Genomic DNA, 24325 nt, shown 5'->3' with positions numbered 1-24325 from the left:
GAATAGCCCGTCCGGCGATTGAGGACATCTTTACGGGGTCAGACCACCGCGCCGCGCCCCGGATCGTCGTCGTCCTCGTCGTGCGACATCCGCGCCACCAGCGTCGCGAACCCGCCGAGGAACCCGCCGATGCCCAGGAACGTCAGCCACCACGTCATCTCCCAGCCGAGCAGCACCGCCAGAAGCAGCAGCACCGGTCCGCCGACCACGGCCAGCCACGCGAACTTCGAGGTGACGTCGCCCTCGGGGAGGTCCGGGTCCGGCGGGACGAAGTGACCCTCGTCCTTGTCGTCGAGGTCGTCCTCCTTGGGCTCGGCCACGCTGAAGTCACGCGGGCCGCCGACCCCGGGGGCGAAGACCACCGAGCTGCCCAGCGCCGGCTTCCCGGGCCCGGGCTTCTCCGGATCCGCCGCCGGAGGCGCAGGCGTCTCGTTGACGTCGTCCTCCAGGAGGGCGAGGTCCTCCACCGACTTGAACGGCTTGCTGCCCGCCGGGTCCTTCGGCTCCTCGCCGTACCCGGCGACGATCGCCGCCCATACCGCTTCCTCGTCGATCGGCTGCGGCTCGCGCTCCGCGTCGTTCTCAGCCACCTGTGGTGCTCCCCTTCTTCCCGGCACTCGGAGCGAGGCGGCCGATGAACGTGTGACTCTTCTCGAAAATCCGCTCCGCATCGTGGTCCAACGTCGCGACGTGGTAGCTCTGTTCCAGCAGGATCTCCTCGACATCGGTCGAGGAGATACGGCTCAGGATGCGCGCGGTGTCGGCCGGCGGGACCACATGGTCCTGGGGGCTGTGGAGCACCACCACCGGCTGCGTGACCTGCGGGAGCTCGCGGTCGACCAGCCGGCAGAAGTTCCGGAAGGAGTGCGCCGCGTGCAGCGGCACCCGGTCGTAGCCGACCTCCTCGGAGCCCTCCAGGGCGATGTCACTGGCGATTCCCGGCGCGGAGCGGACCAGATGCCTGGCAATCGGCAGCGCCTGCGCCGCCAGCCCGTGCACCTTGTTCGCCGGGTTGACGAGGACCAGTCCGGCGATGGCGTCCCCGTGCTTGGCGGCGAGCCGCAGCGAGAGCGTGCCGCCCATCGAGAGACCGAAGACGAAGACCTTGGTGCAGCGCTCCAGCAGGGCGCGCAGCTCGCGGTCGACCTCCGCGTACCAGTCCTGCCAGCCGGTGACCTGCATGTCCTGCCAGCGGGTGCCGTGCCCGGGCAGCAGCGGCAGTGCCACGGTCAGGCCGCGCTCCGCCAGATACTCCGCCCAGGGGCGCAGCGACTGCGGGGAACCGGTGAAACCGTGACAGAGGAGGACGCCGACTTCGCCGCCCTCATGACGGTAGGGCTCGGCTCCAGGAAGGACCGGCACCAGGGCCTCCTGCGTGTGGGATCTGAAAGGTCTACTCACCGTACGCGACCGGACTGACACCGACCAGGGCCGTCGCCCGCTCAGAACAGAGAGCGCAGGCCGCCCACGGGATAGGGTCGGGTCGGGCGTACACAGGAGGAACCCGAGTTGATCTACGGCGCAATGAAGTTCTCCATCGGGGGATCACTGAAGCTGGCCTTCAGACCCTGGGTCGAGGGGATCGAGAACATTCCCGCCGACGGGCCGGCGATCCTCGCGAGCAACCATCTCTCTTTCTCGGACTCCTTCTTCCTGCCCGCGGTCCTGGACCGCAAGGTCACCTTCATCGCCAAGGCGGAGTACTTCACCTCGCCGGGAGTGAAGGGGAAGCTGACCGCGGCCTTCTTTAAGGGCGTCGGCCAGCTGCCGGTGGACCGCTCGGGTGCGCGCGGCGCGGGTGAGGCGGCGATCAAGGCCGGTATCGACGTCATCGAGGCAGGCGGTCTCTTCGGGATCTATCCGGAGGGCACGCGTTCGCCGGACGGACGCCTCTACCGGGGCAAGCCGGGCGGTCTCGCCCGGGTGGCCCTGGCCACGGGCGCGCCCGTCATCCCGGTCGCGATGATCGACACGGAGAAGATCCAGCCGCCCGGCCAGGTGATGCCCAAGCTGATGAGGCCCGGCATCAAGATCGGCAAGCCGCTCGACTTCAGCCGCTATCACGGCATGGAGGGCGACCGTTTCATCCTGCGTTCGGTGACCGACGAGGTCATGTACGAGATCATGAAGCTCTCCGGCCAGGAGTACGTCGACGTCTACGCGACGGCGGCCAAGCGCCAGATCGCGGACGCGGCCAAGGCGGAGAAGGCCGAAGAAAAGGCCGAGAAGGCTTAGAAGCAGCAGCCCATGGGGGTGGGGGACATGTCCAGGCGAGAGAAAAGCGAGCGCGTCATACGTATGTCGGTCGAGCAGCCGCTGTGGCGTGCGCTGACCGGCTACCGCGTACTGACCATGCTGTACGCCATCGTGCTGTTCGGCTCCGCCTGGGAGAAGTTCGTACGCCCCTGGGTGGCCGTCGGCTACCTCGCGGTGCTCGCCGTCTGGACCGTGGCCACGCTCCCCAGGGTCGCGAACGCCGTCAGCTGCACCAAGCGCTTCCTCGCCGCCGACCTCACCATCGCGCTCGTCGGCATCCTGCTGACCCCGGTCGCCGACGCCCACTCCCGGATCGTGGCGGGCGGCCCGACCATCCCGTCGATATGGACCGCGGGCTCCGTCATCGCCTTCGCCATCAAGGGCGGCTGGCGCTGGGCGGGATTCGCCTCCTCGCTGGTCGCCGTCGCGAACATCGTCGAGCGGGGCCGGCCCACCCAGGACACCCTGCACAACATCCTGCTGGTGTGGATCGCCTCCATCGCCATCGGCTACATCGTCGAGGTCGCCCGCGCCTCCGAGCGCACCCTCGCCCGCGCCCTGGAGATCGAGGCGGCGACCCGCGAGCGCGAGCGCCTGGCGCGGGGCATCCACGACAGCGTCCTGCAGGTGCTCGCCATGGTGCAGCGCCGCGGGACCTCGCTCGGCGGCGAGGCGGCCGAGCTGGGCAGGATGGCGGGGGAGCAGGAGGTCGCCCTGCGGACCCTGGTCTCCAGCGGGCTCCTGCCGGTGCAGGGAGGCCCGCCAGGGGAGGGGTCCGACCCGGCGGCGGTCGACGCGGACGCTCCCTGCGACGTACGGACGCTCCTCGCTCCGCACGCGGGGTCGCGCATCACGCTCTCGGACCCCGGCGCCCCGGTGATGCTCCCGGCCGTCGCGGCGACGGAGCTGGCGTCCGCTGTCAGTGCCGCACTGGACAATGTCCGCAGGCACGCGGGAGAGGACGCCCAGGCCTGGATCCTGGTCGAGGACGAGCCGGACGAGGTGATCGTGACCGTACGGGACGACGGCCCCGGCATCCCGGAGGGGCGGCTCGCCGTGGCCGAGGGCGAAGGGCGTCTCGGTGTCGCGCACTCGATCCGCGGGCGTCTGCGCGATCTGGGCGGCAGCGCCGAACTGATCTCGGTCCCGGGTCAGGGCACAGAAGTTGAACTGAAGGTTCCACGAGTGAAGGCAGGGCGGGGCCGATGACGGCGGGCGAACAGCAGACGATCAAGGTGATGGTCGTCGACGACCACCCGATGTGGCGGGACGCGGTCGCCCGCGACCTGGCCGCCGCGGGCTTCGAGGTGGTCGCCACGGCGGGCGACGGGCCGCAGGCGGTCCGCAGAGCCAGGACCGTCGCCCCCGACGTCCTGGTCCTCGACCTCAACCTGCCCGGGATGCCGGGCGTCCAGGTCTGCAAGGAGCTCGTCGGCGCCTACCCGGGTCTGCGGGTGCTCGTCCTCTCCGCCAGCGGTGAGCACGCCGACGTACTGGAAGCGGTGAAATCCGGGGCCACGGGCTATCTGCTGAAGTCGGCCAGTACGGAGGAGCTGACCGACGCGGTGCGCAGGACCGCCGTCGGCGACCCCGTCTTCACCCCGGGTCTCGCGGGCCTGGTGCTCGGCGAGTACCGCCGCCTCGCCTCGGACCCGGTGCCCGCCACGTCCGACGATCCCAAGGTCCCGCAGCTCACCGACCGTGAGACCGAGGTGCTGCGCCTCGTCGCCAAGGGCCTGAGCTACAAGCAGATCGCCGAGCGTCTCGTCATCTCCCACCGCACCGTCCAGAACCACGTACAGAACACCCTGGGCAAGCTCCAGCTCCACAACCGCGTGGAGCTCGTCAGGTACGCGATAGAGCGAGGCCTGGACGACGCCTAGTGACGTGGGTCACCTCACCCGTAGCTTGGGAAGCACGACATCTTCCACAGTGAAGGGACGTGGTTCCATGCGGGTCGGAGTCCTGACCGGAGGCGGCGACTGCCCCGGTCTCAACGCGGTCATCCGAGGCATCGTCCGCAAGGGCGTGCAGGAGTACGGCTACGACTTCACCGGGTTCAAGGACGGCTGGCGGGGCCCCCTGGAAGGCGCCACCGTCCGGCTCGACATCCCGGCGGTGCGCGGCATCCTGCCGCGCGGCGGCACCATCCTCGGATCCTCGCGCACCAACCCCCTCAAGGCGGAGAACGGCATCCGCCGGGTCAAGGAGAACCTCGCGAAGCAGGAGGTCGACGCACTGATCGTGATCGGCGGCGAGGACACCTTAGGGGTGGCCGCCCGGCTGAACGACGAGTACGGCGTCCCTTGCGTCGGCGTCCCCAAGACCATCGACAACGACCTCTCGGGCACCGACTACACCTTCGGCTTCGACACCGCCGTCGGCATCGCCACCGAAGCCATCGACCGGCTCCACACCACCGCCGAATCCCATATGCGCGTCCTGGTGGTCGAGGTCATGGGCCGGCACGCAGGCTGGATCGCCCTGCACTCCGGACTCGCGGGCGGCGCCAACGTCATCCTCATCCCCGAGCAGCCTTTCGACCTCGAACAGGTGTGCTCCTGGGTGACCTCCCGCTTCAAAGCCTCGTACGCACCCATCGTCGTCGTCGCCGAGGGGGCCCTGCCCAAGGACGGCGACGCGGTGCTCAAGGACGGCACCCTGGACTCCTTCGGGCACGTCAGGCTCTCCGGCGTCGGGGAGTGGCTGGCCAAGGAGATCGAGAAACGGACCGGCAAGGAAGCCCGCACCACCGTCCTGGGCCACGTCCAGCGCGGCGGCACCCCCAGCGCCTTCGACCGCTGGCTGGCGACCCGCTTCGGGCTCCATGCGATCGACGCCGTGCGCGACGGGGACTTCGGCAAGATGGTCGCCCTGCGCGGTACGGACATCGTGCGCGTCCCCATCGCGGAGGCCACCGCCAGGCTCAAGACGGTCGATCCCGCGCTGTACAGCGAGGTCAGCGTTTTCTTCGGGTAGGGACTCTTCGGGCAGCGACTCTTCGGACAGGGTCTCTTCGGGCAGGGATTCCTCGGCTGAGCGGGGCCGGGCTGTGGGCCGTATATTCGCGATATCCGGCCCATAGTCGTACGTTCCGGGAGTCAGCGTGGAAATCATTGCGTTTGGTGTGCAGGCCGATGAGAAGCCGCTGATCGAAGCGGCCTTCGCGGGCCGCTGGCCGGTCCACTGCCTGGACACCTTTCTCAACGAGGACACCGCGCCGCTCGCCGCCGGGCACCAGGTCGTCAGCTCCAGCGTCAACGGCATCCTCGACGCCCGGGTGCTGCGCATCCTGGCGGCCGGCGGCACGAAGCTGATCGCACAGCGCTCCACCGGCTTCAACAACATCGACCTCGACGTCGCCAGGGACCTGGGCCTCACCGTGGCCCGGGTCTCGTACTACTCGCCGTACTCGGTCGCCGAATTCGCCTGGACCCTCGCCATGGCGGTCAACCGCCGCATCGTCCGCGCATCGGCCCGCACCCGGGACTTCGACTTCCGTCTCGACGGGCTGATGGGACGCGACCTGCGCGGCCGCACCGCGGGCGTGATCGGCACCGGCAAGATCGGCGAGGCTTTCACCCGAATCGCCCATGGCTTCGGCATGAACCTGCTCGGCTGGGACGTCGCGGAGAACCCGGCCTGTGTGGAGCTCGGCATGAAGTACGTCGAGAAGGACCAGCTCCTCGTCGAGTCCGACGTGATCAGCCTGCACGTCCCGCTGCTGCCCTCGACCCACCACATCATCGGGTCCGCGGCCCTGCGGTCGATGAAGGACGACGCGATCCTCATCAACTCCAGCCGCGGCGGGCTCATCGACACCGAGGCACTCGTCCACGAGCTGCGCCAGGGCCGCTTCGCCGGTGTGGGGCTCGATGTGTACGAGGCCGAGGCCGGGCTCTTCTTCCTCGACAAGTCCCTGGAGGTCGTCGAGGACGACACCCTCGCCCGCCTCGTGACCTTCCCGAACGTGCTGGTCACCTCGCATCAGGCGTACTACACCGTGGACGCGGTGGGCCAGATCGTCGACGCCACCGTCCAGAACGTCGAGGACTTCGAGGCCGGCAGGCGCAGCGAGAACACTCTGGTCCCCGCCGCGCCCAAGGAGTGATGCCGGACACCCTCCTAGACCAGCACCGCAGCGAGCAGCGACGCGGTGATGGCCGCCCCGTCCAGCGTCAGTACCGACTCCGGGTGGAACTGCACGCCCGCGAAGCCGGGACCGCGCAGTGCGTGGATGTCACCGCTCGCCGGATCGCGGCTCAGCTCGACCCGGTGCAGGGCCAGTTCGGCCGCTGCCTGCTCGTCGCACCGTGCCGTCCAGGAGTTGTAGAAGCCGACGGTCTCCGGGCGCCCGAAGAAGTCGATCCGCTCCTGGGCGCCCTGGTACGGCACGTCCTTGCGTACGAGATCCAGGCCAAGCTCCGCCGCGATCAGCTCATGGCCGAGGCAGACCCCGAGCAGACCGCCCCGGTGGTCACGGAGGAGTTCGGCCGCCAGCCCGCGCAGGAAGCGCATCTTCGGATCGGCGGCGTCCGCCGGGTCCCCGGGTCCTGGGCCGAGGACCACGGGCCCCTCGTGGGCACGGACCGCATCGCGCAGCCCCGGCTCGTCGTAGCGCCGTACCGACACCTCCAGGCCCGAACCCCGCAGCAGATGCGCCAGCATCGAGGTGAAGGTGTCCTCCGCGTCCACCACCAGCACGTGCCCGCTCAGGTCCGCCGCGAAGTCCTGCATCCGCAGCCAGAACGGCGCCAGGTCCGCCCGCCGTGCGTCCAGCGCCGCCTGCACCCGGGGGTCGTCCGCCAGCCGTGGTCGCTGCGCCTCGCCGGCGGGGCGCCCGGGCCGTACTCCCAGCGCCGCCAGCACGCCCGCCGCCTTGGCGTGCGTCTCGGCGACCTCGCCCGCCGGGTCCGAGTGCCGTACGAGCGTCGCCCCGACCGGGACCCGCAGCCGGCCGTCGCCGGAGATGTCGGCGGTACGGATCAGGATCGGCGAGTCCAGGGTCTGGGCGCCGCCCGCGTCCCGCCCGACCAGGGCCAGCGCGCCCGCGTAGTAGCCGCGCCCGACACCGTCCCGCCCGAGGGGCTCGTAGCGTTCGATGACCCGGCAGGCGTTCTGCACCGGGGACCCGGTGACGGTCGCCGCGAACATCGTCTCCTTCAGCACCTCGCGCACGTCGAGGGAGCTGCGACCCCGCAACTCGTACTCGGTGTGGGCGAGATGGGCCATCTCCTTGAGCCGCGGCCCGATCACCACCCCGCCCATGTCGCCCACCGTGCACATCATCTTCAGCTCCTCGTCGACCACCATGGAGAGCTCCTCGGTCTCCTTGCGGTCGCCCAGGAAGTCGAGCAGCGCCTCGGCGGTCGGGCCCTCGGGCGGGTAGCGGAAGGTGCCGCTGATGGGGTTCATGACGACCGTCCCGCCGGACATCCGCACATGCACCTCGGGGCTCGCGCCGACCAGGGTCCGGTCGCCGGTGTGCACGACGAACGTCCAGTACGCGCCCTGCTCGCCGGTGAGCAGCCGCCGGAAGAGGGCGAGGGCGTCGGCTCTGCCGAAGCCGGGGATCTCGCCGGTGTACGTACGCCTGATGACGAAGTTGGCACCCTCGCCCCGGCCGATCTCGTCCTCGATGACCCGGCGGACGATGCCCGCGTACTCCTCGTCACCGACGTCGAAGGCGCCGCCCTCCACCCGTACGTCGTGCGCGGGGAGTTCGGCGAGCACCTGGTCGAGGGGGAGTTCGTACGTCTCGTCGGGGACCAGCACCGACAGCGGCGTCCCGTCGTCGCGTACATCGAAACCGCGTTCCCTGATCTGCCGGAACGGCACCAGGGCCAGTGCCTGGTCGGGGATGTCGGCGAGGCGTTCGACCTCGTGGACGGGGCCGATGAGCAGCTCCACGGTGTCGTGGTCGCGGCCGGGCGTGCGGCGGCGCAGCAGGGCGAAGGGCGGGCAGTCGTCGCCGAGCAGCTTCTGGACGATCATGGGGGCGGTTCCTTCCGGGTGACGGAGTGGAGAGGAACGGCCCGTGGAAACGGAAAAGGCCGCCCTCCCGGGCGGCCTTCGCGAAGTGTGTACGCGCAGTCAGTGGGCCGCCGGATGAGCGGGCCACCACCAGTTCTGGTTCGTCTGCGTGAACATGGGGCCGACCCTAGCGCATCGGTGCGCGCGGCGCGGTGCTCGCGACCTTCCGGACGTCGGACGCCTTCACCCAGGCGATCCGGTGGTTGTAGCGGATCGGGTAGAAGGTGTTGGTGCCCTTGACCAGCGTGCGGGAGCCGGGGCCCTTGCCGTCGACGGTTCCGCCGTAGTAGTAGTCGCCGGTCACGGCGGCGCCGGCGAGGGCGTACTTCTGGCCCGCGGGGAGCGAGTACTTCGTCAGCGAGGCGGAGTTGCTCGTCTGGACGGGGACCTTCGTGGAGGCGTACGCGGCCTTCTCCGGGTAGGCGCGGCCGTAGACGGGGACCGAGGCGGCTCCCGGCCGGGCCGTGACGACCTGCTGGGAGGTCTTGCCCGCGGGCACGGTGAACCGGCCGCCGGGGTTGGCGAACCAGGCCTTGTGGCCGCCGTACCAGATGGCCGTCCAGCCGGTCCTCACCTCGGCGACGACATACGCGCTCCCCGCGACGGCCTTGTCGGCCCAGTTCGCTCCGTCGCTCCAGAGGGGTGAGCCCAGGTACGGGTCCTTGACGACGGCCGCCCGGGTGGAGGGCGCGGTGTAGAGGTAGCCGAAGTTGGCGGGGCGGGCGGCGACGGCCTTGCCGTCGTTGGTCACCCTGGGGCGGTTGGCGCCGGTGAACGGCGGTACGTAACGGATCAGCTGCCCCGCCTTGAGCGGGCCGCCCGCGGAGGCGGAGGTGGCGCGGACGGGCGCGCCGAGCAGCGACATGTAGTGGTTCCAGTCCCAGTAGGGGCCGGGATCCCAGTGCTGGCCGGCGATGCCGGAGTCCAGGACGCCGGGCACCTCGTCGTGGCCGATGATGTGCTCGCGGTCCAGCGGGACGGCGAAGCGGGCCGCCAGATACTTCACCAGGGCTGCCGACGACTCGTACTGCGGCTCGGTGTACCAGCTGCCCGCCTTGATGGCGTAGCCCTCGTGCTCGATGCCGATGGAGTGCATGTTCACGGTCTTGTTGGCCGAGTGCCAGGCCTCGTCCTTCGTCCGCACCATCTGGGTGACCAGGCCGTCGGAGGCGCGGATCAGATAGTGGGCGGAGGCGTAGACGGCGGGGTTCCCGAAGTAGCTGAGGGAGCCCTCGTAGCCGCCCTCCGTGTCGTGGATGACGATCTGGCGGATGTCCTGGCCGTTGGCCGGGCGCCGGGAGACGTTGTAGTCGCCGTAGTCGTCGGGGGCTGAGTTCGCCGCGTATCCGGCCGGGACGAAGGTGCATCTGAGACGGGCGGGACACTCGGGCTTCGGGGCCGCGGCGCTGCTCGCGTGCCTCGCGAGGGGGGACGTCTGTGCCGGTTCCGCCGGGGACACCCTGGGGTCGGCGGGGAGCGTCAGCCGCTGCCCGTCGGCGGTCAGCCGGCTCTCGCCGGTCCTGACCGAGTCGAATACGCGCTCCGCGAAGAGCCGGGCGCCCTCGGCGTCGGGCGACTGGCTGAAGCGGGCGACGGCCGGGTACCACTGGCCGGGGTCCTTCCCCGGAGGGCCGCCCGCCTCGCGCTGGTACGCGGCGAGCAGGGCCGCGCCCGCGCGGATGCTCCGGGCGGAGTCCGTCCGCAGCGAGTCCGCCGGGGCGCCGATCAGCCGGGCGGCCCTGTCCAGGGTGTGCAGCCGGGGATCGGTGGTGTCGACGGCCGCCCGGGCGCCCCTGAGGGCGCGGCCGGCGTCGAACTTCTTCATGACGGCCGGGTCGCCGCTCAGATTGAAGTGCGCGAGCAGGTCGTCGGCGCCGGGCTGCGCCAGGTCCTGCGCGGTCACCCGGGTCAGCCCCATGACGTTGTACGCACCGGTGGTGCTCGGCCTGCCGCCGTGCGTCTCCCAGAGCGTCTGACGGTACGAGACCGCCATGAGCACGCCCAGCGGTACGTGGAACTCCCGCGCCGCTTCGGAGAACTGTGACTGCATCGGCGTGTCGGCCGCGGATCTCCCGTTCGCGGACGTCACGGGCGAGGCGGCCGCGACCGTCCCGATCGCGCAGGCCGCCGCCACCGCCGTCGCTGCGGCGCAGGCCAGAAGCTGTTTTCTGCCGTCTTTTCGATGTCTCCGGTTCAACGCCCACCTCAACGCTCGCCTGGATCACTCCTGAAAGGCCGCGAGACTAGCATTATCGGGAGGAATCGGACGGTGTCTCACTCACTGAGCAGTGCGTAAAGCAGTGGACACGACCCCGTAATGTGGAGCGCGTGACCGTGAACGTAAACACCTGGCGAGACCTTCCCGCGGCGCAGCAGCCCGAGTACCCCGATGCCGAGGCTCTGCGCGATGTGATCGCGGACCTCGAGTCGTATCCGCCGCTCGTCTTCGCGGGCGAGTGCGACCAGCTGCGTGCCCGCCTGGCAGCCGTCGCCAAGGGCGAAGCGTTTCTGCTCCAGGGCGGCGACTGTGCCGAGGCCTTCGACGCCGTGTCCGCAGAGCACATCAGGGCCAAGCTGAAGACCCTGCTCCAGATGAGCGCTGTCCTGACCTACGCGGCCTCCGTGCCGGTGGTCAAGGTCGGCCGCATCGCCGGGCAGTACTCCAAGCCGCGCTCCAAGGGTGTGGAGACCCGCGACGGCGTGACCCTGCCGACGTACCGCGGCGACTCCGTCAATGGCTTCAACTTCGACGAGAAGTCCCGTATCCCGGACCCCGAGCGCCTCAAGCGGATGTACAACGCCTCCGCCTCCACGCTCAACCTGGTCCGCGCCTTCACCACCGGCGGTTACGCCGACCTGCGCCAGGTGCACGCCTGGAACCAGGACTTCGTGAAGTCGTCCCCCTCCGGACAGCGCTACGAGCAGCTCGCCCGCGAGATCGACAACGCGCTGAACTTCATGAAGGCCTGCGGCACCGACCCGGCCGAGTTCAAGGCGGTCGAGTTCTACGCCTCGCACGAGGCGCTGCTGCTCGACTACGAGTCGGCGCTCACCCGCACCGACTCCCGTACCGGCAAGCTCTACGACACCTCGGGCCACATGGTCTGGATCGGCGAGCGCACCCGGCAGCTCGACCACGCGCACATCGAGTTCGCGGCGCAGATCCGCAACCCCATCGGTGTGAAGCTCGGCCCGACCACCACGCCGGAGGACGCGCTCACCTACATCGAGCGTCTGGACCCCGACCGCGAGCCCGGCCGGCTGACCTTCATCGTCCGGATGGGCGCGGGCAAGATCCGCGACCACCTGCCGAACCTGGTCGAGAAGGTCACCGCCTCCGGTGCCCAGGTCGTCTGGATCACGGACCCGATGCACGGCAACACCTTCGAGGCCGCCTCGGGCCACAAGACCCGCCGCTTCGACGACGTGCTCGACGAGGTCAAGGGCTTCTTCGAGGTCCACAAGGCGCTGGGCACGCACCCGGGCGGCATCCACGTCGAGCTCACCGGTGACGACGTCACCGAGTGCGTGGGCGGCGGCGACGAGATCTTCGTTGACGATCTGCACCAGCGTTACGAGACGGCCTGCGACCCGCGCCTCAACCGCAGCCAGTCCCTGGACCTGGCGTTCCTGGTCGCCGAGATGTACCGCGACCAGTAGGGACAAGGGAAAAGGGCCGTGGGGCGCGGATCACATCGATCCGGGCCCCACGGCCCTTTTGCGTCTTCCACGCGGCGGGTAAGGTTAGGTTAGCCTCACCGATTAATCGGGACGGGCGTCACTTATCGATCCCGCCGGGAGGTGAACCGCGTGTACGTCTGCTCGTGCTTCGGCGTCACCGAGAAGCAGGTCAAGCAGCACGCGGACGCGGGTGCCTGCACCCCCCGCCAGATAGCCTCCGCCTGCAAGGCCGGCACCGACTGCGGTGGCTGCGTACGCCGGATCCAGGCTCTGCTCGGCAGGGGCGCCTGCCCGCAGCGCGAGCTCATCGAGCAGGGCGCACCGGCGCCGGCCGCCGAGCCGGAGCGCTTCGAGTTCCCCGAAGCCGCCTAGCCCTGGCCTAGGAACTGCTCGGCTGCTCGATCAGCTGGGCGATGTAGAGCGGCTCGCCGAGCTTCTCCACCAGTTCCAGCTGGGTGTCGAGATAGTCGATGTGGTGCTCCTCGTCCGCGAGGATCGACTCGAAGATATTGGCCGAGGTGATGTCGCCCTTGGCGCGCATGACCTCGATGCCCCGCTTGAGGCGGTCGATGGCCTCGACCTCCACCTGGCGGTCGGCCTGGAACATCTCTGTGACCGTCTGACCGACCCGCACGTGGAAGAGTCGCTGGTAGTTCGGCAGACCGTCCAGGAAGAGGATCCGGTCGGTCAGCAACTCCGCGTGCTTCATCTCGTCGATCGACTCGGAGCGGGTGTACGCCGCGAGCTTCGTCCAACCGAAGTTCTCCTGCATCTTCGCGTGCAGGAAGTACTGGTTGATGGCGGTGAGTTCGGCGGTCAGCTGCTCGTTGAGGAACTCGATGACCTCGGTGTCGCCCTGCATCGCAGAGGCTCCTTCCAAACGGTGAACCAGGCAGGTTCCGCGCATCCTCGCACCGCGCTCCGGGGCCGTCCAGTAAGTACACGCTTAGTCGGAGTTGCCCGGATCGGCGGGACGCTGGTCATGACCACCCCGTGCTGTCTGTCACCATGGAGGCATGGATCAGTCCGAGCTTCCGCCGGGACAACGGCTGCAGCGTGGCTGGCCGGTGACGCACTACGGACCCGTCCCGAAGTTCAAGCCCGAGCGCTGGGAATTCCGGGTCTTCGGGGCCACCGCCGACGGCGACAAGCACTGCTGGAACCACGAGGAGTTCTCGGCCCTGCCGTTCTCCACGGTCGTCGCCGATCTGCACTGCGTCACGAAATTCTCCATGCTGGGGGCCGAATGGGGTGGCGTACTCGCCCGTACGCTCACCGAGCTGGCACCGCCCGCACCCGATGTCACCCATGTCATGGTCTGGGCCGAGTACGGCTACAGCGCCAATCTGCGGGTCGAGGACTTCGTCGCCGAGCGCACGGTCTTCGCCACCCACAAGGCCGGTGACCTGCTCACCGCCGAACACGGCTTCCCCCTGCGCCTGGTGGTGCCGCATCTGTACGCGTGGAAGGGCCCCAAGTGGGTCCGCGGCGTCGAGTACATGACGGCGGACCGCCGCGGCTTCTGGGAGGAGCGCGGCTACCACAACCTCGGTGACCCCTGGCGCGAGCAGCGCTACTCCTATCAGGAGGAGCCGGGCGAAGGTCCGGAGCTGTAGGGGAGTTACGTCTCCCGGCACGTTGACCGGGGTCGGCGGCGGCAGGCCCCTTCCTGCGCAGACCCGGAGGGCCTGGGACTGGGGTGCGACCGCCGGGGTCCTCCTCGCGGTCCTGGTGTCGGTGCGCCGCGTGGTCGTGGTGCGTGTGCTCGGCGTGTGTGTCGTGCTGCATGGTGTGGCCCCCATAACCGGACAACGGTTCCTGTCGATGACAGGAACCGTATACCCCCCTGGGGTATTCCCTCAAGGGCGCAGCGACTTCAGCAGCGCCACGTCCGCCGCATGTCCTTCCTTGCCGCCGGGAGTCTCGATGACCAGCGGAACACCCTCGGTGGCCGGGTGGGAGAGCAGCTCACGGAAGGGCTCCTCGCCGATGTGACCTGCGCCGATGTTCTCGTGACGGTCCTTGTGCGCGCCGGTCACGTCCTTGGAGTCATTGGCGTGGATCAGCTTGAGACGGCCCTCGCCGACCGTGTCCACGAGGAGGTCGAGGGTCTGCTTCATCCCGCCGGGGCCCGCGAGGTCGTGGCCCGCGGCGAAGATGTGGCAGGTGTCCAGGCAGACGCCCAGCTTCGGGTGGGAGTCCAGCGCCTCGAAGTACGGGCCGAAGTCCCAGGTCCGCGAGCAGAGCGAGGAGCCCTGGCCGGCCGTCGACTCCAGGAGCAGGAACGGGTCGTCGTCGTGGGTCAGCTCGTCGAGCAGGGGCAGCAGATGGGTGCGTACCTGCGCGAGCGCCTCCGGACGGGGACGGCCGCCGGTCGCCGAACCGGTGTGCACCACCACGCCCAGCGCGCCGATCTCCCGGCCGCGCCGCAGCGAGTGGCGCAGCGACTCCACGGACTTCTCGACGGTCGCCTCGGTGTGCGAGCCGAAGTTGATCAGGTACGGGGCGTGGACGTACGCGGGGATCGACTCGGCCTCGCACTCGGACCTGAACAGCTCGTCCTGCGCCGGGTTGCCGGGCGGGGTGGCCCAGCCGCGCGGATTGGCGACGAAGACCTGGACGGTCTCCGCGCCGAGCTCGCGTGCGTACGTCAGACCGACCTTGGCGAGGCCGCCGGCCACGGGGACATGGCCGCCGATGGGGTTGCGCATGGGATGGATCAGAGTCCCTTGGTCTTGATGGTGATGGTGGAGCCCTGCAGGGCCTGGTCCCCACCGTCGACGGACTGGCCCGTCACGGTGTCGGAGAGGAAGGGGAAGGAGCGGTCGACCTTCACCTCGAAGCCCGCCTCCTTGAGGTCCTTCGTCGCGTCGGCGACGTTCTCGCCGGTGACATCGGGGACGTCGACGAGCTCGGGGCCCTTGGAGACGGTGAGGGTGATCGTGTCGCCCGTGGCCGCCTGCGTGCCTTCGGCCACGGACTGCTCGGCGATGCTGCCGGGCTCCTCGGGGGAGTTGACCTGGGCCGGTGCGATCTCGACCTTGAACCCCTCGTCCTCCAGGGCGGACCGGGCGTCGTCCTCGGTTTCGCCGATCACTCCGGGGACATCGACGGGCGAGCCCTTGGAGACGGTGAGGGCCACGGCGGAGTCCGTCCGGCGCTCGGTGCCGGGCGCGGGGTCCGTGCTGACGACGCTGCCCTGGTCGATGTCGTCGTTGAACTCCCGGGTCACCAGGCCCGGGGCCAGGCCCTTCGCCTTGAGCTCGGCCGTGGCGTCGGCGAGCGTCCTGCCCGTGACGTCCGGGACCTTCACGGTCCGGGGGCCGTCGGAGACGGTGAGCGTCACCGAGACGTTGTCGCGGACGCGCTGGCCCGAATCGGGGTCGGAGTCCATGACCGTGCCGCGGGCGTAGGTGTCGCTGTAGCCGCGGTCGACCTTCTTGACGTCGATCCCTGCGGAGGCCAGCCGTGACTCGGCTTCCTTCTGGGTCTGCCCGAGGAGCGACGGTACGTGCGTGAACTGGCCCGAGTTGATGTACCAGACGCCGGCGCCGAGACCCAGGACGAGCAGGACGGCGGTGACGAGGGCGATCGGTCCCCTCCGGCCGCGCCGCTGCCGCGCGGGCCGCGCCGGATGCGGCGGCTGGGGCGCCTGGGGTGCCATTTCCAGGCGACTGGTGCGGTGGACGGCGTCCTGGACGGACTCGGCGGGCAGGGCGCGCGGGATCACGCTCGTACGGTCCTCGGTGCCGCCCTGCTCGACGGTCCTGGCCTGCGGCGGGACCGCGTCCAGCTGCGCGTCGGTGAGCGTGGCACGGGCCTCCTGGACCATGCCGAGGAGCGCCACCGCGTCGTAAGGACGGAGTGCGGGGTTACGGGCGGTCGCGGCCGCGACCAGGTCGTCGATGGCCGGCGCGAGGCCGGGGGCGGTGGCGGACGGCTGCGGCACGTCCTCGTTGAGATGGCGGTAGAGGACCTGGGCCGGGGTCTCGCCGGTGTGCGGCTTGGCGCCCGTCAGCATCTCGAAGAGCACGACACCACAGGCGTAGACATCGACACGGGGGTCGGCCGTACCGTGCTCGATCTGCTCGGGGGCCAGATAGGAGACGGTGCCCAGGAGGGTGCCTGTGGTGCTCGTCACCGTGTCCACGGCCCGTACGAGACCGAAGTCGGCGACCTTCACCCGGCCGTCGTCCCCTATCAGGACGTTCTCCGGCTTCATGTCGCGGTGGACGAAACCGGCCCGATGGGCGGCGCCGAGCGCGGCCAGGACCGGCTCCAGGATGTCCAGGGCCGCGCGCGGCTGCAGGGCGCCGCGCTCGCGGAGCACATCGCGCAGGGTGCACCCGGCGACGTACTCCATCGCCAGATAGACGTAGGCGCCCTGAGCGCCCTGGTCGAAGACGCCGACCACATTGGGGTGCGCGAGGCGCGCGACGGACTTGGCCTCGCGGATGAACCGCTCGACGAAGGCGGCGTCTGCGGCGAGGGCGGGGTGCATCACCTTGAGGGCGAGCGCGCGGTCGAGGCGGGTGTCGACGGCCCGGTAGACCGTGGCCATGCCACCGACGGCGATGCGCGCCTCTACTCGGTAGCGGCCGTCGAGCAGCTGCCCGACAAGGGGGTCCTGGAGGGTCGTATCCACGGAGCGAGTCTACGAGGCGGGGCTGACAGCCTGGTCCGGCCCGGTGCGGTCGGTGCCGTACTGAAGCCGACCTGTGACAGGCCGGGGCTCCGCCCCGGACCCCGGAAAGATGTCCTCAATCGCCGGACGGGCTTGATCTGCCCGGTGTGGGGCGACACGCGCGGGCATTTTCAGCCCGTCCGGCGATTGAGGACCGGGGTCCGGGGCGGAGCCCCGGGGGCTCAGAACGCGGGGCGCTCCGGGTCCAGCGCAGCCAGACCTCCCACTGGCGACGACGCCTCGGCGAAGTGCCGGCGCGGGATGCGGCCCGCGCGGAACGCCAGCCGCCCCGCCTCCACACCGTGCCGCATCGCCTCGGCCATCAGCACCGGCTCCTGCGCCCGCGTCACCGCCGAGGCAAGCATCACCGCCGCGCAGCCCAGCTCCATCGCCAGCGTCGCGTCCGACGCCGTGCCCGCGCCCGCGTCCAGGATCACCGGGACCCCGGCGCGCTCCGTGATCAGCTGGAAGTTGTGCGGGTTGCGGATGCCGAGCCCCGAGCCGATCGGCGAACCCAGCGGCATGATCGCCGCGCAGCCGACGTCCTCCAGTTTCCTGGCCAGGACCGGGTCGTCGTTCGTGTACGGGAGGACCGTGAAGCCGTCGTCGACCAGGATCTCGGCGGCGTCCAGCAGCTCGATCGGGTCGGGAAGGAGCGTGCGCTCGTCCGCGACCACCTCCAGTTTGATCCAGTCCGTGCCCAGCGCCTCACGCGCCAGACGCGCGGTCAGCACCGCTTCGCCCGCCGTGAAACAGCCCGCCGTGTTCGGCAGGACCCGGATCGAGAGGCGGTCCAGTACGGAGAGGACCGAACCCTGGACCGTCGGGTCGAGGCGCCGCATCGCCACCGTCGTCAGCTCGGTGCCGGAAGCGACGAGCGAGCGCTCAAGAATGTCCAGGCTGGGCGCGCCGCCCGTCCCCATGATCAGACGCGAGGTGAAGGTCGTGGAGCCGATGGTCAGGCAGTCGTCAGCCATGGTCAGCCTCCCTGGACTGCGGTGAGGATCTCGACGCGGTCGCCGTCGCCGAGCGCGGTGGCGGGCCACTGCCCGCGCGGCACGACCGTCTCGTTGACGGCCGCGGCGACCCCGGAGGGGGCCGCGGTGAGGGCGGCGACCAGCAGATCGAGGGTGATCCCCGGTGTGAGGTCGCGCGCGGCCCCGTTGACCGACACGTTCATACGGACTGCTCCTGTCGTACGGCGGAGAAGCGCCGTGGCGTGAACGGCCGCGCCTCCTGGGGAAGTTCGCCGGTGACCAGCAACTCGGCCATCACGTCGCCGGTCACCGGGGTGAGGAGCACCCCGTTGCGGAAGTGCCCGGTGGCCAGATGCAGCCCGGGGACCTCCGTCGGGCCGAGCAGCGGCGCGTTGTCGGGGGAGCCGGGGCGCAGGCCCGCCCGGGTCTCGGTGAGCGGGAGCTCGGTGATGCCGGGGACGAGCTCGTGGGCGTCGCGCAGCAGCTCGTACACTCCGCCCGCCGTGACCGTGGTGTCCCAGCCGAGCTCCTCGCTGGTCGCGCCCACGACGAGTTCGCCGTTCTCGCGCGGTACGAGATAGATGTGGCTGCCGCGGACCACCGCACGCACCGTCCGGGAGAGGAAGGGCGCGTACGCACGCGGCACCGTCAGCCGCAGGACCTGCCCCTTCACCGGTCGCACCGGTACGCCGGCGAGCTTTCCGCTGAGACTGCCCGCGGCCACCACCACCTGGTCGGCGGCGAGCTCCGTACCGTCGGCGAGAACCGCGCCGACAGCCCGGTCCCCCACGACGGAGAGCCGCTCCGCCCAGCCGCGGTGGAAGACGACCCCGGCCCGCTCGCAGGCCACCACCAGCGCCGCGGCCAGCCGCCGCGGGTCGACCTGGTGATCGCCGTCCACCCGCAGGCCCCCGCGTACGCCCGGCGCGAGCATCGGTTCGAGACGCCGGCACTCGCGCCCGGTGAGCCACTCGGACTCCAGGCCCGAGCGGCGCTGCAGGGCATGGAGTTCGCGCAGGTGGGCGCGGTCGTCCGAGTCCAGGGCGACGGCGAGGGTGCCGCAGGCGCGGTATCCGATGTCGCGCCCCGAGGCCTCCTCCAGCTCCGCGGCGAAGGCCGGATAGCGCTCGGCGGAGGCCACATTGAGGGCGAGCAGGGTCTCCTCGCCGTAGTGCAGCTCGGTGACGGCCGCGAGCATGCCCGCCGCGACCTGTGCGGCCCCGCCGCCGGGCTCGGGGTCGGCGAGCGCGATCCGCAGACCGCGCTGCGCGGCCCGCCAGGCCGTGACGAGACCGATGATCCCGCCTCCGACCACGAGGACATCTGAAGAGTTACGTGAATGCATGGGTGTCCAGCCCCTCCCTTCGCCGGCATGACCCGGATCAGGTTCGTACGGTCGGAGGCCGCCCAGCCTCCCTCTCAGCCCGGTACGTCCGGGCTCCCGCGAGTGTTCTACGGTGGCCACCCTAAACCCCGGCCCCAAGGTGCAGTAAGGGAGCATTCGCTGTGGCACGGTCGCTCGACGGACTCGTCCTCTCTCCGGTCGCGGACCAGGCCCCCGGCCAGGTCGGCACCCGGACCCGCTTCACGTACCACGAGCGCGGGGGCCGGATCTGGGCCGAGTACGAGGGTGGCGACATCGTGCACGGGCGGCTCGTCGGCACGCGCGCGGGGGACCGGCTCGACTTCCGTTATGTCCAGCTCAAACAGGACGGACGGACCTCGTCGGGACACTGCGCCTCGGCCGTCGTCGAGCTCCCCGACGGGCGGATCCGGCTGGAGGAGACCTGGGAGTGGGAATCCCAGGAGGGCAGCGGGACGAGCGTCGTCGAACAGTCCCTTTCCTGACGGTCCGTCAGATAGTTAAGGTGGCCGGGTGAGCGAGCAGAGGAAAGTCATCATCGTCGGCGCCGGAATGGCGGGCGTGCAGACCGCCGTGGCCCTGCGTGAACAGGGTTTCGGCGGGAAAGTCACGCTGATAGGGGCCGAGCCGCACCAGCCGTACGACCGGCCACCGCTCTCCAAGGCGGTACTGCTCGGCACGGCGGAGAGCTCCGCCTTCGACGTCGATTTCGAGGCGCTCGGCGTCGAACTGCTCCTGGGGCGCGAGGTCAAGGGTGTACGCCCGCAGGCCCGTGAGCTGGACACCGAGGCCGGCCCCGTCCCGTACGACACCCTCGTCATCGCCACCGGCGCGTACCCGGTGGCACTCCCCGGCACCGAAGGCGTCCCTGGTGTCCATCTGCTCCGTACGCTCGACGACGCAGGACGGCTGCGGCCGGTCCTCGCCGCCAAGCAGGACGTGGTGGTCGTCGGAGCGGGCTGGATCGGCGCGGAGTTCGCGACGGCCGCACGCGAAGCGGGCTGCACGGTGACCGTGGTCGAGGCGGCCGGGCGGCCCCTCGCGGGCGCGCTGCCCGCCGAGATCACCGCGCCCATGACCGACTGGTACGCGGAGAACGGCGTCGAACTCCTCACCGACGCACGGGTCCTGGAGATCGAACCGGGAACGGTCGTCCTGGCGGACGGCCGCAGGCTCTCCGCCGGAGCCGTGGTCGTCGGTATCGGCGCACGGCCCGCCACCGAGTGGCTCGCGGGCTCCGGGATCGCGCTGGGCCCCGACGCCGCGGTCACCGCCGACGCACAGCTGCGGACCTCGCTCCCCGAGGTGTACGCGGTCGGGGACTGCGCCTCCTTCCCCTCCGGCCGGTACGGCGAGCGGCTCCTCATCCACCACTGGGACAACGCGCTGCAGGGGCCGCGCACGGTCGCGGCGAACATCATCGGGGCGGTCCCCGAGACCTACGACCCGGTGCCGTACTTCTGGTCCGAGCAGTTCGGCCGCTTCGTCCAGTACGCGGGCCACCACGCGTCCGCCGACACGATGCTCTGGCGCGGTGACAGCCTGGGCCCCTCGTGGTCGGTGTGCTGGCTGCGCGAGGGCCGGCTGGTCGCGGTGCTCGCCGTGGGGCGTCCCCGCGATCTGGCGCAGGGGCGCAAGCTCATCGAGTCCGGTGCCGTACTGGACCAGGCGCGGATCCCCGATCCTTCCGTACCGCTGAAGGCGGCCGTGGTCCGCTAGCCGGACGGGCATGGCGCAGTACGAGCACGGTGCGCGTCCGCCCGTCGCCCGGCCTGGGGAAACGCAGCAGCGAACTGCTCACCCGGTGCCCGCCGAGCGCGAAGCGCAGCTCGTCCAGGTGCGGGCAGCGGCGGCCGTGCGCGTCGTGCAGCGGATGGACCCGCACCTCGCCGCCGGGGGCGGTCACCCGGACCAGTTCGAGCAGCCCGGCCAGCTGGTCGGCGGGGGAGAAGACCCCGGGATAGGCGAAGAGCAGAAATGAGCTGAGCGCCGTCCCGAAGACGCCGTCGGCGAACGGCAGCCGGGGCAGCCGGGCCGCGACGTAATCACCGGGATGGCGGTCCGCGTCCGCGGCGAACAACGCCCTGGCCCGGTCCCAGCTGCGCAGATACGCCCCGGGGCGGCCGCTCAGCGCGGCAGGGGAGACCTCGGGGGCGGCCACCAGCTGGGCTTCCATCGCGGCCCGGGCCGCCAGCGCGCGGCCGGGGAGCGTGTCCATCGCCGCGTACAGCGGATCCACCGCCACGGCCCTGCCGCCCAGTTGCCGCACCTCGGCCACCAGGCCGGCCGCCCCGCCGGGGCAGTCCAGCAGCGGTCCCGCGGCGAGGGCGCGGGCCAGGGACGCCCTGGTCAGGCCGAACAGCGCGCAGTACTCGTCGAGAGGGCGGGATGTGACCAGGATCTCGCCGGTCCCGTTGATTCCGCTGATCGGAGGCACGCATTCCATGGTCCGATCCGAACATTGGCGTGCTCCATGCGCACCTCAGGAGCAGCCCGGGTATCGACTGTCAGTCTCAGATGGCAGGCTTGTCCCGTGACCGAGATTGACGCAAACATCGATGCTCTCGTCCCTGCGTGGCTGTACCTCCCCGACATCTCCGAAAAGTTCGACATCGAGGTGACGCGGGTGCGTCAGCTGGTGCGGGAAGGCCAGCTGATCGCCGTGCGCCGTGGTGAGAACCGCGCGCTCCAGGTGCCCGCCGCCTTCATTGACGACGGACAGATCGTCAAGGGCCTCGTCGGGCTCCTGACGGTCCTGCGGGACGACGGCTTCAGCGACGAAGAGATGCTGGAGTGGCTCTTCACTCCGGACGAGACCCTGCCGGGTACCCCGGCGCAGGCCCTGAGTGAGAATCGCGGTACGGAGGTGAAGCGCCGGGCCCAGGCGCTCGCTCTCTGACCGAGAAAGACCAAGGGTGCAAGGGTGTACGGACCGGGCCGCAGTGTCCGGTCCGTACACCCGCATCCCTGACCGCACCTCGCACCACCCATGGGGGAACGCTCGATGTCCACGGCACAAGCTCCTGAGCTGCTGTCCGATGCCCGGCTGTATCTGTGCACGGACGCACGCAAGCGCCAGGGCGACCTCCCCGAGTTCCTCGACGCCGTCCTCACGAGCGGTGTCGACATCGTGCAGCTGCGCGACAAGGGCATGGAGGCCGCCGAGGAACTGGAGCACCTCCAGGTCTTCGCCGACGCCTGCCGCCGGCACGGCAAGCTCCTCGCGGTGAACGACCGCGCGGACGTCGCCCACGCCATCGGCGCCGACGTGCTGCACCTGGGCCAGGGCGACCTCCCGGTCCCCGCGGCCCGCGCGATCCTCGGCCGGGACGTACTGATCGGCCGCTCCACGCACGCCGAGTCCGAGGTGGACGCGGCGGCGGCCGAGGTCGGCGTGGACTACTTCTGCACCGGACCCTGCTGGCCCACCCCGACCAAGCCCGGCCGGTACGCCCCCGGGCTCGGGCTTGTCAGGTACGCGGCCGCGCTCACCACCCTGCGCCCCTGGTTCGCCATCGGCGGGATCGACGCGGCCAACCTCGACGAGGTGCTGGACGCGGGCGCGCGCAGGGTCGTCGTCGTACGGGCGATCACCGAGGCGGACGACCCGGCAGCGGCGGCGGCGGATCTCGCGAAGAGGGTCAGGGCCCGTAACTCTTAAGTGTCCGAAGCGTGGACAAGTAACGGACAAAGAGGGCAATTCGTAGGGCTTCGGTTGGGTGGGAGGTCGGCCCTGACTACGCTGCGGACATGGCCTTCGGCACAGCTTCCACCAGGACTGACGGCGCACGGACCGTGCGCGACTATCTCGCGACCGGTAAGACGTCGTACTCCTTCGAGTTCCCGGCGCCCAAGACCGCGAAGGGCGAGCGGAACCTGTGGAACGCGCTGCGTCGTATCGAGGCGGTGGCGCCCAGCTTCGTCTCCGTGACGTACGGCGCGGGCGGCACCTCGCGCGAGGGCACTGTGCGGGCCACCGAGCAGATCACCTCGAACACCACGCTCACCCCGGTCGCGCACCTCACGGCGGTGGACCACTCCGTCGCCGAACTGCGCAACATCATCGGCCAGTTCGCCGACGCGGGGATCCGCAACATCCTCGCCGTGCGCGGCGACCCGGCCGGTGACCCGCTCGGCGAGTGGGTACAGCACCCCCAGGGCGTGCTGTACGCGGCCGACCTGGTCCGCCTCATCAAGGAGTCCGGCGACTTCTGCGTGGGCGTCGCCGCCTTCCCCGAGATGCACCCGCGCTCCGCGGACTGGGACAGCGATATCCGTCACTTTGTCGACAAGTGCCGGGCGGGCGCCGACTACGCCATCACGCAGATGTTCTTCGACCCGGAGAGCTATCTGCGGCTGCGTGACCGCGTCTCCGCCGCAGGCTGCGAGACTCCGATCATCCCCGAGGTCATGCCGGTCACCACGGTCCGGATGCTGGAGCGGCTGCCGCAGCTCTCCACCGCGGTCTTCCCGCCCGTACTGAAAGATCGCATCCTCGCCGCCAAGGACGACCCCGCGGCTGTACGCTCCATTGGCATCGAGTTCGCCACAGAATTCTGTGCGAGGCTGCTTGCCGAGGGAGTCCCCGGGATGCACTTCATTACGCTGAACAACTCCACGGCGACCCTCGAAATCTACGAGAATCTCGGACTGCACCAGCAGTCGTGACCGGCTGTACCCGCCCCACACCCGGGCGGCGGCCGTAGGAGAGGGGCGGGCATGGGCTGGACGGTCCTCTATATCGCGTTCGGGCTGGTCGCACTGTGGCTGCTGGGCGAGGTGCTGCTCCAGTACAAGGCGCGGCTGCGCTGGCGTCTGGTGGCCTTCGTCGGTTTCCTCGGTGTGGTCATCGGTGTGCTCCTGGCCAATGTGCTCGTGATCGCGCTCGGCGCCGTGACCTTCGCGCTCGGCCAGACCTACGTCACGATGTCCTTCCGCCGCGGGTTCTCCACGGGCTGGGCGATCGGCGGCGGCCCCGGGGCCAGCCGCCGTCGCAGGGGCGGTGGTGAGTCGGACGCACAGGAGCCGACGCTCCAGGTCTCCGACCTCTCGTACGAACAGACCGGTTACGGCACTTCGGGCTTCGAGACACCCGGTTTCGAGGCACCCGGATTCGAGACGCAGGGCTTCGAGACCGCGTCCTTCGATGCGCCCGCGTACGGCAGCGCCATGGCCGCCGACCCCGCCGCGGTCTACGCCCCGCAGCCGATGCCGGACGACACCGGGCAATACGGCATATACAGCGAGGCGGCCTTCGGGGCCAACGCGCAGGCCCAGTACGGGAATCACGACGCCTACTCCGGCTACGACCAGCAGCAGGGCCAGCAGGGC

Annotated in this window: 25 protein-coding genes, 1 pseudogene and 1 riboswitch; of the genes and pseudogenes, 14 read left to right on the top strand and 12 right to left on the bottom strand. The window is 70.3% G+C overall.

Annotated elements, in window-relative coordinates; all coding sequences use genetic code 11:
• Positions 1-38: 38 nt before the first annotated feature.
• On the bottom strand, positions 39-590 hold the full coding sequence (locus J0695_RS17925) for a hypothetical protein (protein ID WP_206963086.1): 552 nt from the start codon (positions 588-590) through the stop codon (positions 39-41).
• Positions 583-1362, bottom strand: a complete 780-nt coding sequence (locus J0695_RS17920; protein WP_206963085.1) for an alpha/beta hydrolase — start codon at positions 1360-1362, stop codon at positions 583-585. Before J0695_RS17920 ends, J0695_RS17925 begins: the two co-directional genes overlap by 8 nt.
• A gap of 147 nt (positions 1363-1509) precedes the next feature.
• Here J0695_RS17920 and J0695_RS17915 point away from each other — a divergent pair, with 147 nt between their 5' ends.
• The 5 genes from J0695_RS17915 to J0695_RS17895 all read left to right on the top strand — a co-directional run bounded on the left by J0695_RS17915 (position 1510) and on the right by J0695_RS17895 (position 6367).
• Positions 1510-2235, top strand: coding sequence for a lysophospholipid acyltransferase family protein (locus tag J0695_RS17915; protein ID WP_206963084.1), 726 nt, complete (start codon positions 1510-1512; stop codon positions 2233-2235).
• Positions 2236-2262: 27 nt separating this feature from the next.
• A complete protein-coding gene (macS, locus tag J0695_RS17910; RefSeq protein ID WP_206963083.1) occupies positions 2263-3465 on the top strand; it encodes a MacS family sensor histidine kinase in 1203 nt (400 codons plus the stop codon).
• Positions 3462-4139 carry a response regulator gene (locus tag J0695_RS17905; RefSeq protein WP_206963082.1) on the top strand — a complete coding sequence of 226 codons (678 nt, stop codon included), beginning with the start codon at positions 3462-3464 and terminating at the stop codon, positions 4137-4139. The genes macS and J0695_RS17905 overlap by 4 nt, the downstream gene beginning before the upstream one ends.
• Before the next feature lie 67 nt (positions 4140-4206).
• A complete protein-coding gene (locus J0695_RS17900; protein ID WP_206963081.1) occupies positions 4207-5235 on the top strand; it encodes a 6-phosphofructokinase in 1029 nt (342 codons plus the stop codon).
• A 127-nt stretch (positions 5236-5362) separates the two neighbouring features.
• Entirely contained in the window at positions 5363-6367 is a 1005-nt protein-coding gene (locus J0695_RS17895) for a 2-hydroxyacid dehydrogenase (RefSeq protein ID WP_206963080.1), read from the top strand.
• A 14-nt stretch (positions 6368-6381) separates the two neighbouring features.
• Here the strand turns inward: J0695_RS17895 and J0695_RS17890 are convergent, their stop codons facing one another.
• The 3 genes from J0695_RS17890 to J0695_RS17880 all read right to left on the bottom strand — a co-directional run bounded on the left by J0695_RS17890 (position 6382) and on the right by J0695_RS17880 (position 10339).
• Entirely contained in the window at positions 6382-8250 is a 1869-nt protein-coding gene (locus J0695_RS17890; protein WP_206963079.1) for an anthranilate synthase family protein, read from the bottom strand.
• A gap of 99 nt (positions 8251-8349) precedes the next feature.
• The gene (locus J0695_RS45670) at positions 8350-8406 is read right to left on the bottom strand and encodes a trp operon leader peptide (RefSeq protein WP_206963125.1); all 57 of its coding nucleotides are present in this window, start codon (positions 8404-8406) and stop codon (positions 8350-8352) included.
• Between the two features lie 10 nt (positions 8407-8416).
• The gene (locus J0695_RS17880) at positions 8417-10339 is read right to left on the bottom strand and encodes an N-acetylmuramoyl-L-alanine amidase (RefSeq protein ID WP_242552816.1); all 1923 of its coding nucleotides are present in this window, start codon (positions 10337-10339) and stop codon (positions 8417-8419) included.
• 269 nt (positions 10340-10608) lie between these two features.
• Here J0695_RS17880 and J0695_RS17875 point away from each other — a divergent pair, with 269 nt between their 5' ends.
• Positions 10609-11949, top strand: a complete 1341-nt coding sequence (locus tag J0695_RS17875; RefSeq protein WP_206963077.1) for a class II 3-deoxy-7-phosphoheptulonate synthase — start codon at positions 10609-10611, stop codon at positions 11947-11949.
• A 141-nt stretch (positions 11950-12090) separates the two neighbouring features.
• Positions 12091-12342: a (2Fe-2S)-binding protein gene (locus J0695_RS17870; RefSeq protein ID WP_206963076.1), complete on the top strand. Its 252-nt coding sequence runs from the start codon at positions 12091-12093 to the stop codon at positions 12340-12342.
• A gap of 7 nt (positions 12343-12349) precedes the next feature.
• On the opposite strand, the gene bfr is transcribed toward J0695_RS17870, so the two are convergent.
• A complete protein-coding gene (gene bfr, locus J0695_RS17865; protein ID WP_206963075.1) occupies positions 12350-12832 on the bottom strand; it encodes a bacterioferritin in 483 nt (160 codons plus the stop codon).
• A gap of 154 nt (positions 12833-12986) precedes the next feature.
• On the opposite strand from bfr, the gene J0695_RS17860 reads away from it, so the two are divergent.
• The gene (locus J0695_RS17860) at positions 12987-13586 is read left to right on the top strand and encodes a sulfite oxidase-like oxidoreductase (protein ID WP_206963074.1); all 600 of its coding nucleotides are present in this window, start codon (positions 12987-12989) and stop codon (positions 13584-13586) included.
• Positions 13587-13829: 243 nt separating this feature from the next.
• On the opposite strand, the gene J0695_RS17855 is transcribed toward J0695_RS17860, so the two are convergent.
• From J0695_RS17855 to thiO, 5 genes are all read right to left on the bottom strand, one after another.
• The gene (locus tag J0695_RS17855; protein ID WP_206963073.1) at positions 13830-14681 is read right to left on the bottom strand and encodes a deoxyribonuclease IV; all 852 of its coding nucleotides are present in this window, start codon (positions 14679-14681) and stop codon (positions 13830-13832) included.
• A gap of 8 nt (positions 14682-14689) precedes the next feature.
• Positions 14690-16615 (bottom strand): Stk1 family PASTA domain-containing Ser/Thr kinase, encoded by a 1926-nt coding sequence (pknB, locus tag J0695_RS17850; RefSeq protein ID WP_206963072.1) that lies wholly within the window; start codon positions 16613-16615, stop codon positions 14690-14692.
• Positions 16616-16836: 221 nt separating this feature from the next.
• Complete coding sequence (locus J0695_RS17845) at positions 16837-17631, bottom strand: thiazole synthase (RefSeq protein ID WP_206963071.1); 795 nt, start codon at positions 17629-17631, stop codon at positions 16837-16839.
• Between the two features lie 2 nt (positions 17632-17633).
• On the bottom strand, positions 17634-17834 hold the full coding sequence (gene thiS / locus J0695_RS17840; RefSeq protein WP_206963070.1) for a sulfur carrier protein ThiS: 201 nt from the start codon (positions 17832-17834) through the stop codon (positions 17634-17636).
• Positions 17831-18976, bottom strand: coding sequence for a glycine oxidase ThiO (thiO, locus tag J0695_RS17835; RefSeq protein ID WP_206963069.1), 1146 nt, complete (start codon positions 18974-18976; stop codon positions 17831-17833). Before thiO ends, thiS begins: the two co-directional genes overlap by 4 nt.
• Positions 18974-19086, bottom strand: a riboswitch (TPP riboswitch). It overlaps the preceding gene by 3 nt.
• Positions 19087-19137: 51 nt before the next feature.
• Here thiO and J0695_RS17830 point away from each other — a divergent pair.
• Entirely contained in the window at positions 19138-19479 is a 342-nt protein-coding gene (locus J0695_RS17830) for an avidin-fold protein (RefSeq protein WP_206963068.1), read from the top strand.
• 28 nt (positions 19480-19507) lie between these two features.
• Positions 19508-20713, top strand: a complete 1206-nt coding sequence (locus J0695_RS17825; RefSeq protein WP_307798670.1) for an NAD(P)/FAD-dependent oxidoreductase — start codon at positions 19508-19510, stop codon at positions 20711-20713.
• On the opposite strand, the gene J0695_RS17820 is transcribed toward J0695_RS17825, so the two are convergent.
• Entirely contained in the window at positions 20634-21431 is a 798-nt protein-coding gene (locus tag J0695_RS17820; protein ID WP_206963067.1) for a class I SAM-dependent methyltransferase, read from the bottom strand. The genes J0695_RS17825 and J0695_RS17820 overlap by 80 nt on opposite strands.
• 96 nt (positions 21432-21527) lie before the next feature.
• Between J0695_RS17820 and J0695_RS17815 the strand changes: the two genes are divergently transcribed.
• From J0695_RS17815 to J0695_RS17800, 4 genes and pseudogenes are all read left to right on the top strand, one after another.
• On the top strand, positions 21528-21893 hold the full coding sequence (locus J0695_RS17815; RefSeq protein ID WP_206963066.1) for an Rv2175c family DNA-binding protein: 366 nt from the start codon (positions 21528-21530) through the stop codon (positions 21891-21893).
• Positions 21894-21998: 105 nt separating this feature from the next.
• On the top strand, positions 21999-22655 hold the full coding sequence (thiE, locus tag J0695_RS17810) for a thiamine phosphate synthase (RefSeq protein WP_206963065.1): 657 nt from the start codon (positions 21999-22001) through the stop codon (positions 22653-22655).
• A gap of 89 nt (positions 22656-22744) precedes the next feature.
• A complete protein-coding gene (gene metF, locus J0695_RS17805) occupies positions 22745-23662 on the top strand; it encodes a methylenetetrahydrofolate reductase [NAD(P)H] (RefSeq protein ID WP_206963064.1) in 918 nt (305 codons plus the stop codon).
• 51 nt (positions 23663-23713) lie between these two features.
• Positions 23714-24325: pseudogene (locus tag J0695_RS17800) on the top strand (hypothetical protein); the annotation flags it as partial.

The sequence above is a fragment of the Streptomyces beijiangensis genome (assembly GCF_017315755.1).
Classification (GTDB): Bacteria; Actinomycetota; Actinomycetes; order Streptomycetales; family Streptomycetaceae; genus Streptomyces; species Streptomyces beijiangensis.
Note: the sequence above shows the minus strand (reverse complement) of the source record. Positions and strands in the feature narration are given on the sequence as shown.

What these genes read in the sequence shown, in the direction of transcription:
- macS (WP_206963083.1), top strand. Translation starts at nt 2,263, where the DNA reads ATGTCCAGGCGAGAGAAAAGCGAGCGCGTCATACGTATGTCGGTCGAG.
- J0695_RS17905 (WP_206963082.1), top strand. Translation starts at nt 3,462, where the DNA reads ATGACGGCGGGCGAACAGCAGACGATCAAGGTGATGGTCGTCGACGAC.
- J0695_RS17900 (WP_206963081.1), top strand. Translation starts at nt 4,207, where the DNA reads ATGCGGGTCGGAGTCCTGACCGGAGGCGGCGACTGCCCCGGTCTCAAC.
- J0695_RS17890 (WP_206963079.1), bottom strand. Translation starts at nt 8,250, where the DNA reads ATGATCGTCCAGAAGCTGCTCGGCGACGACTGCCCGCCCTTCGCCCTG.
- J0695_RS17880 (WP_242552816.1), bottom strand. Translation starts at nt 10,339, where the DNA reads ATGCAGTCACAGTTCTCCGAAGCGGCGCGGGAGTTCCACGTACCGCTG.
- bfr (WP_206963075.1), bottom strand. Translation starts at nt 12,832, where the DNA reads ATGCAGGGCGACACCGAGGTCATCGAGTTCCTCAACGAGCAGCTGACC.
- J0695_RS17860 (WP_206963074.1), top strand. Translation starts at nt 12,987, where the DNA reads ATGGATCAGTCCGAGCTTCCGCCGGGACAACGGCTGCAGCGTGGCTGG.
- J0695_RS17855 (WP_206963073.1), bottom strand. Translation starts at nt 14,681, where the DNA reads ATGCGCAACCCCATCGGCGGCCATGTCCCCGTGGCCGGCGGCCTCGCC.
- J0695_RS17845 (WP_206963071.1), bottom strand. Translation starts at nt 17,631, where the DNA reads ATGGCTGACGACTGCCTGACCATCGGCTCCACGACCTTCACCTCGCGT.
- thiS (WP_206963070.1), bottom strand. Translation starts at nt 17,834, where the DNA reads ATGAACGTGTCGGTCAACGGGGCCGCGCGCGACCTCACACCGGGGATC.
- thiO (WP_206963069.1), bottom strand. Translation starts at nt 18,976, where the DNA reads ATGCATTCACGTAACTCTTCAGATGTCCTCGTGGTCGGAGGCGGGATC.
- thiE (WP_206963065.1), top strand. Translation starts at nt 21,999, where the DNA reads ATGTCCACGGCACAAGCTCCTGAGCTGCTGTCCGATGCCCGGCTGTAT.
- metF (WP_206963064.1), top strand. Translation starts at nt 22,745, where the DNA reads ATGGCCTTCGGCACAGCTTCCACCAGGACTGACGGCGCACGGACCGTG.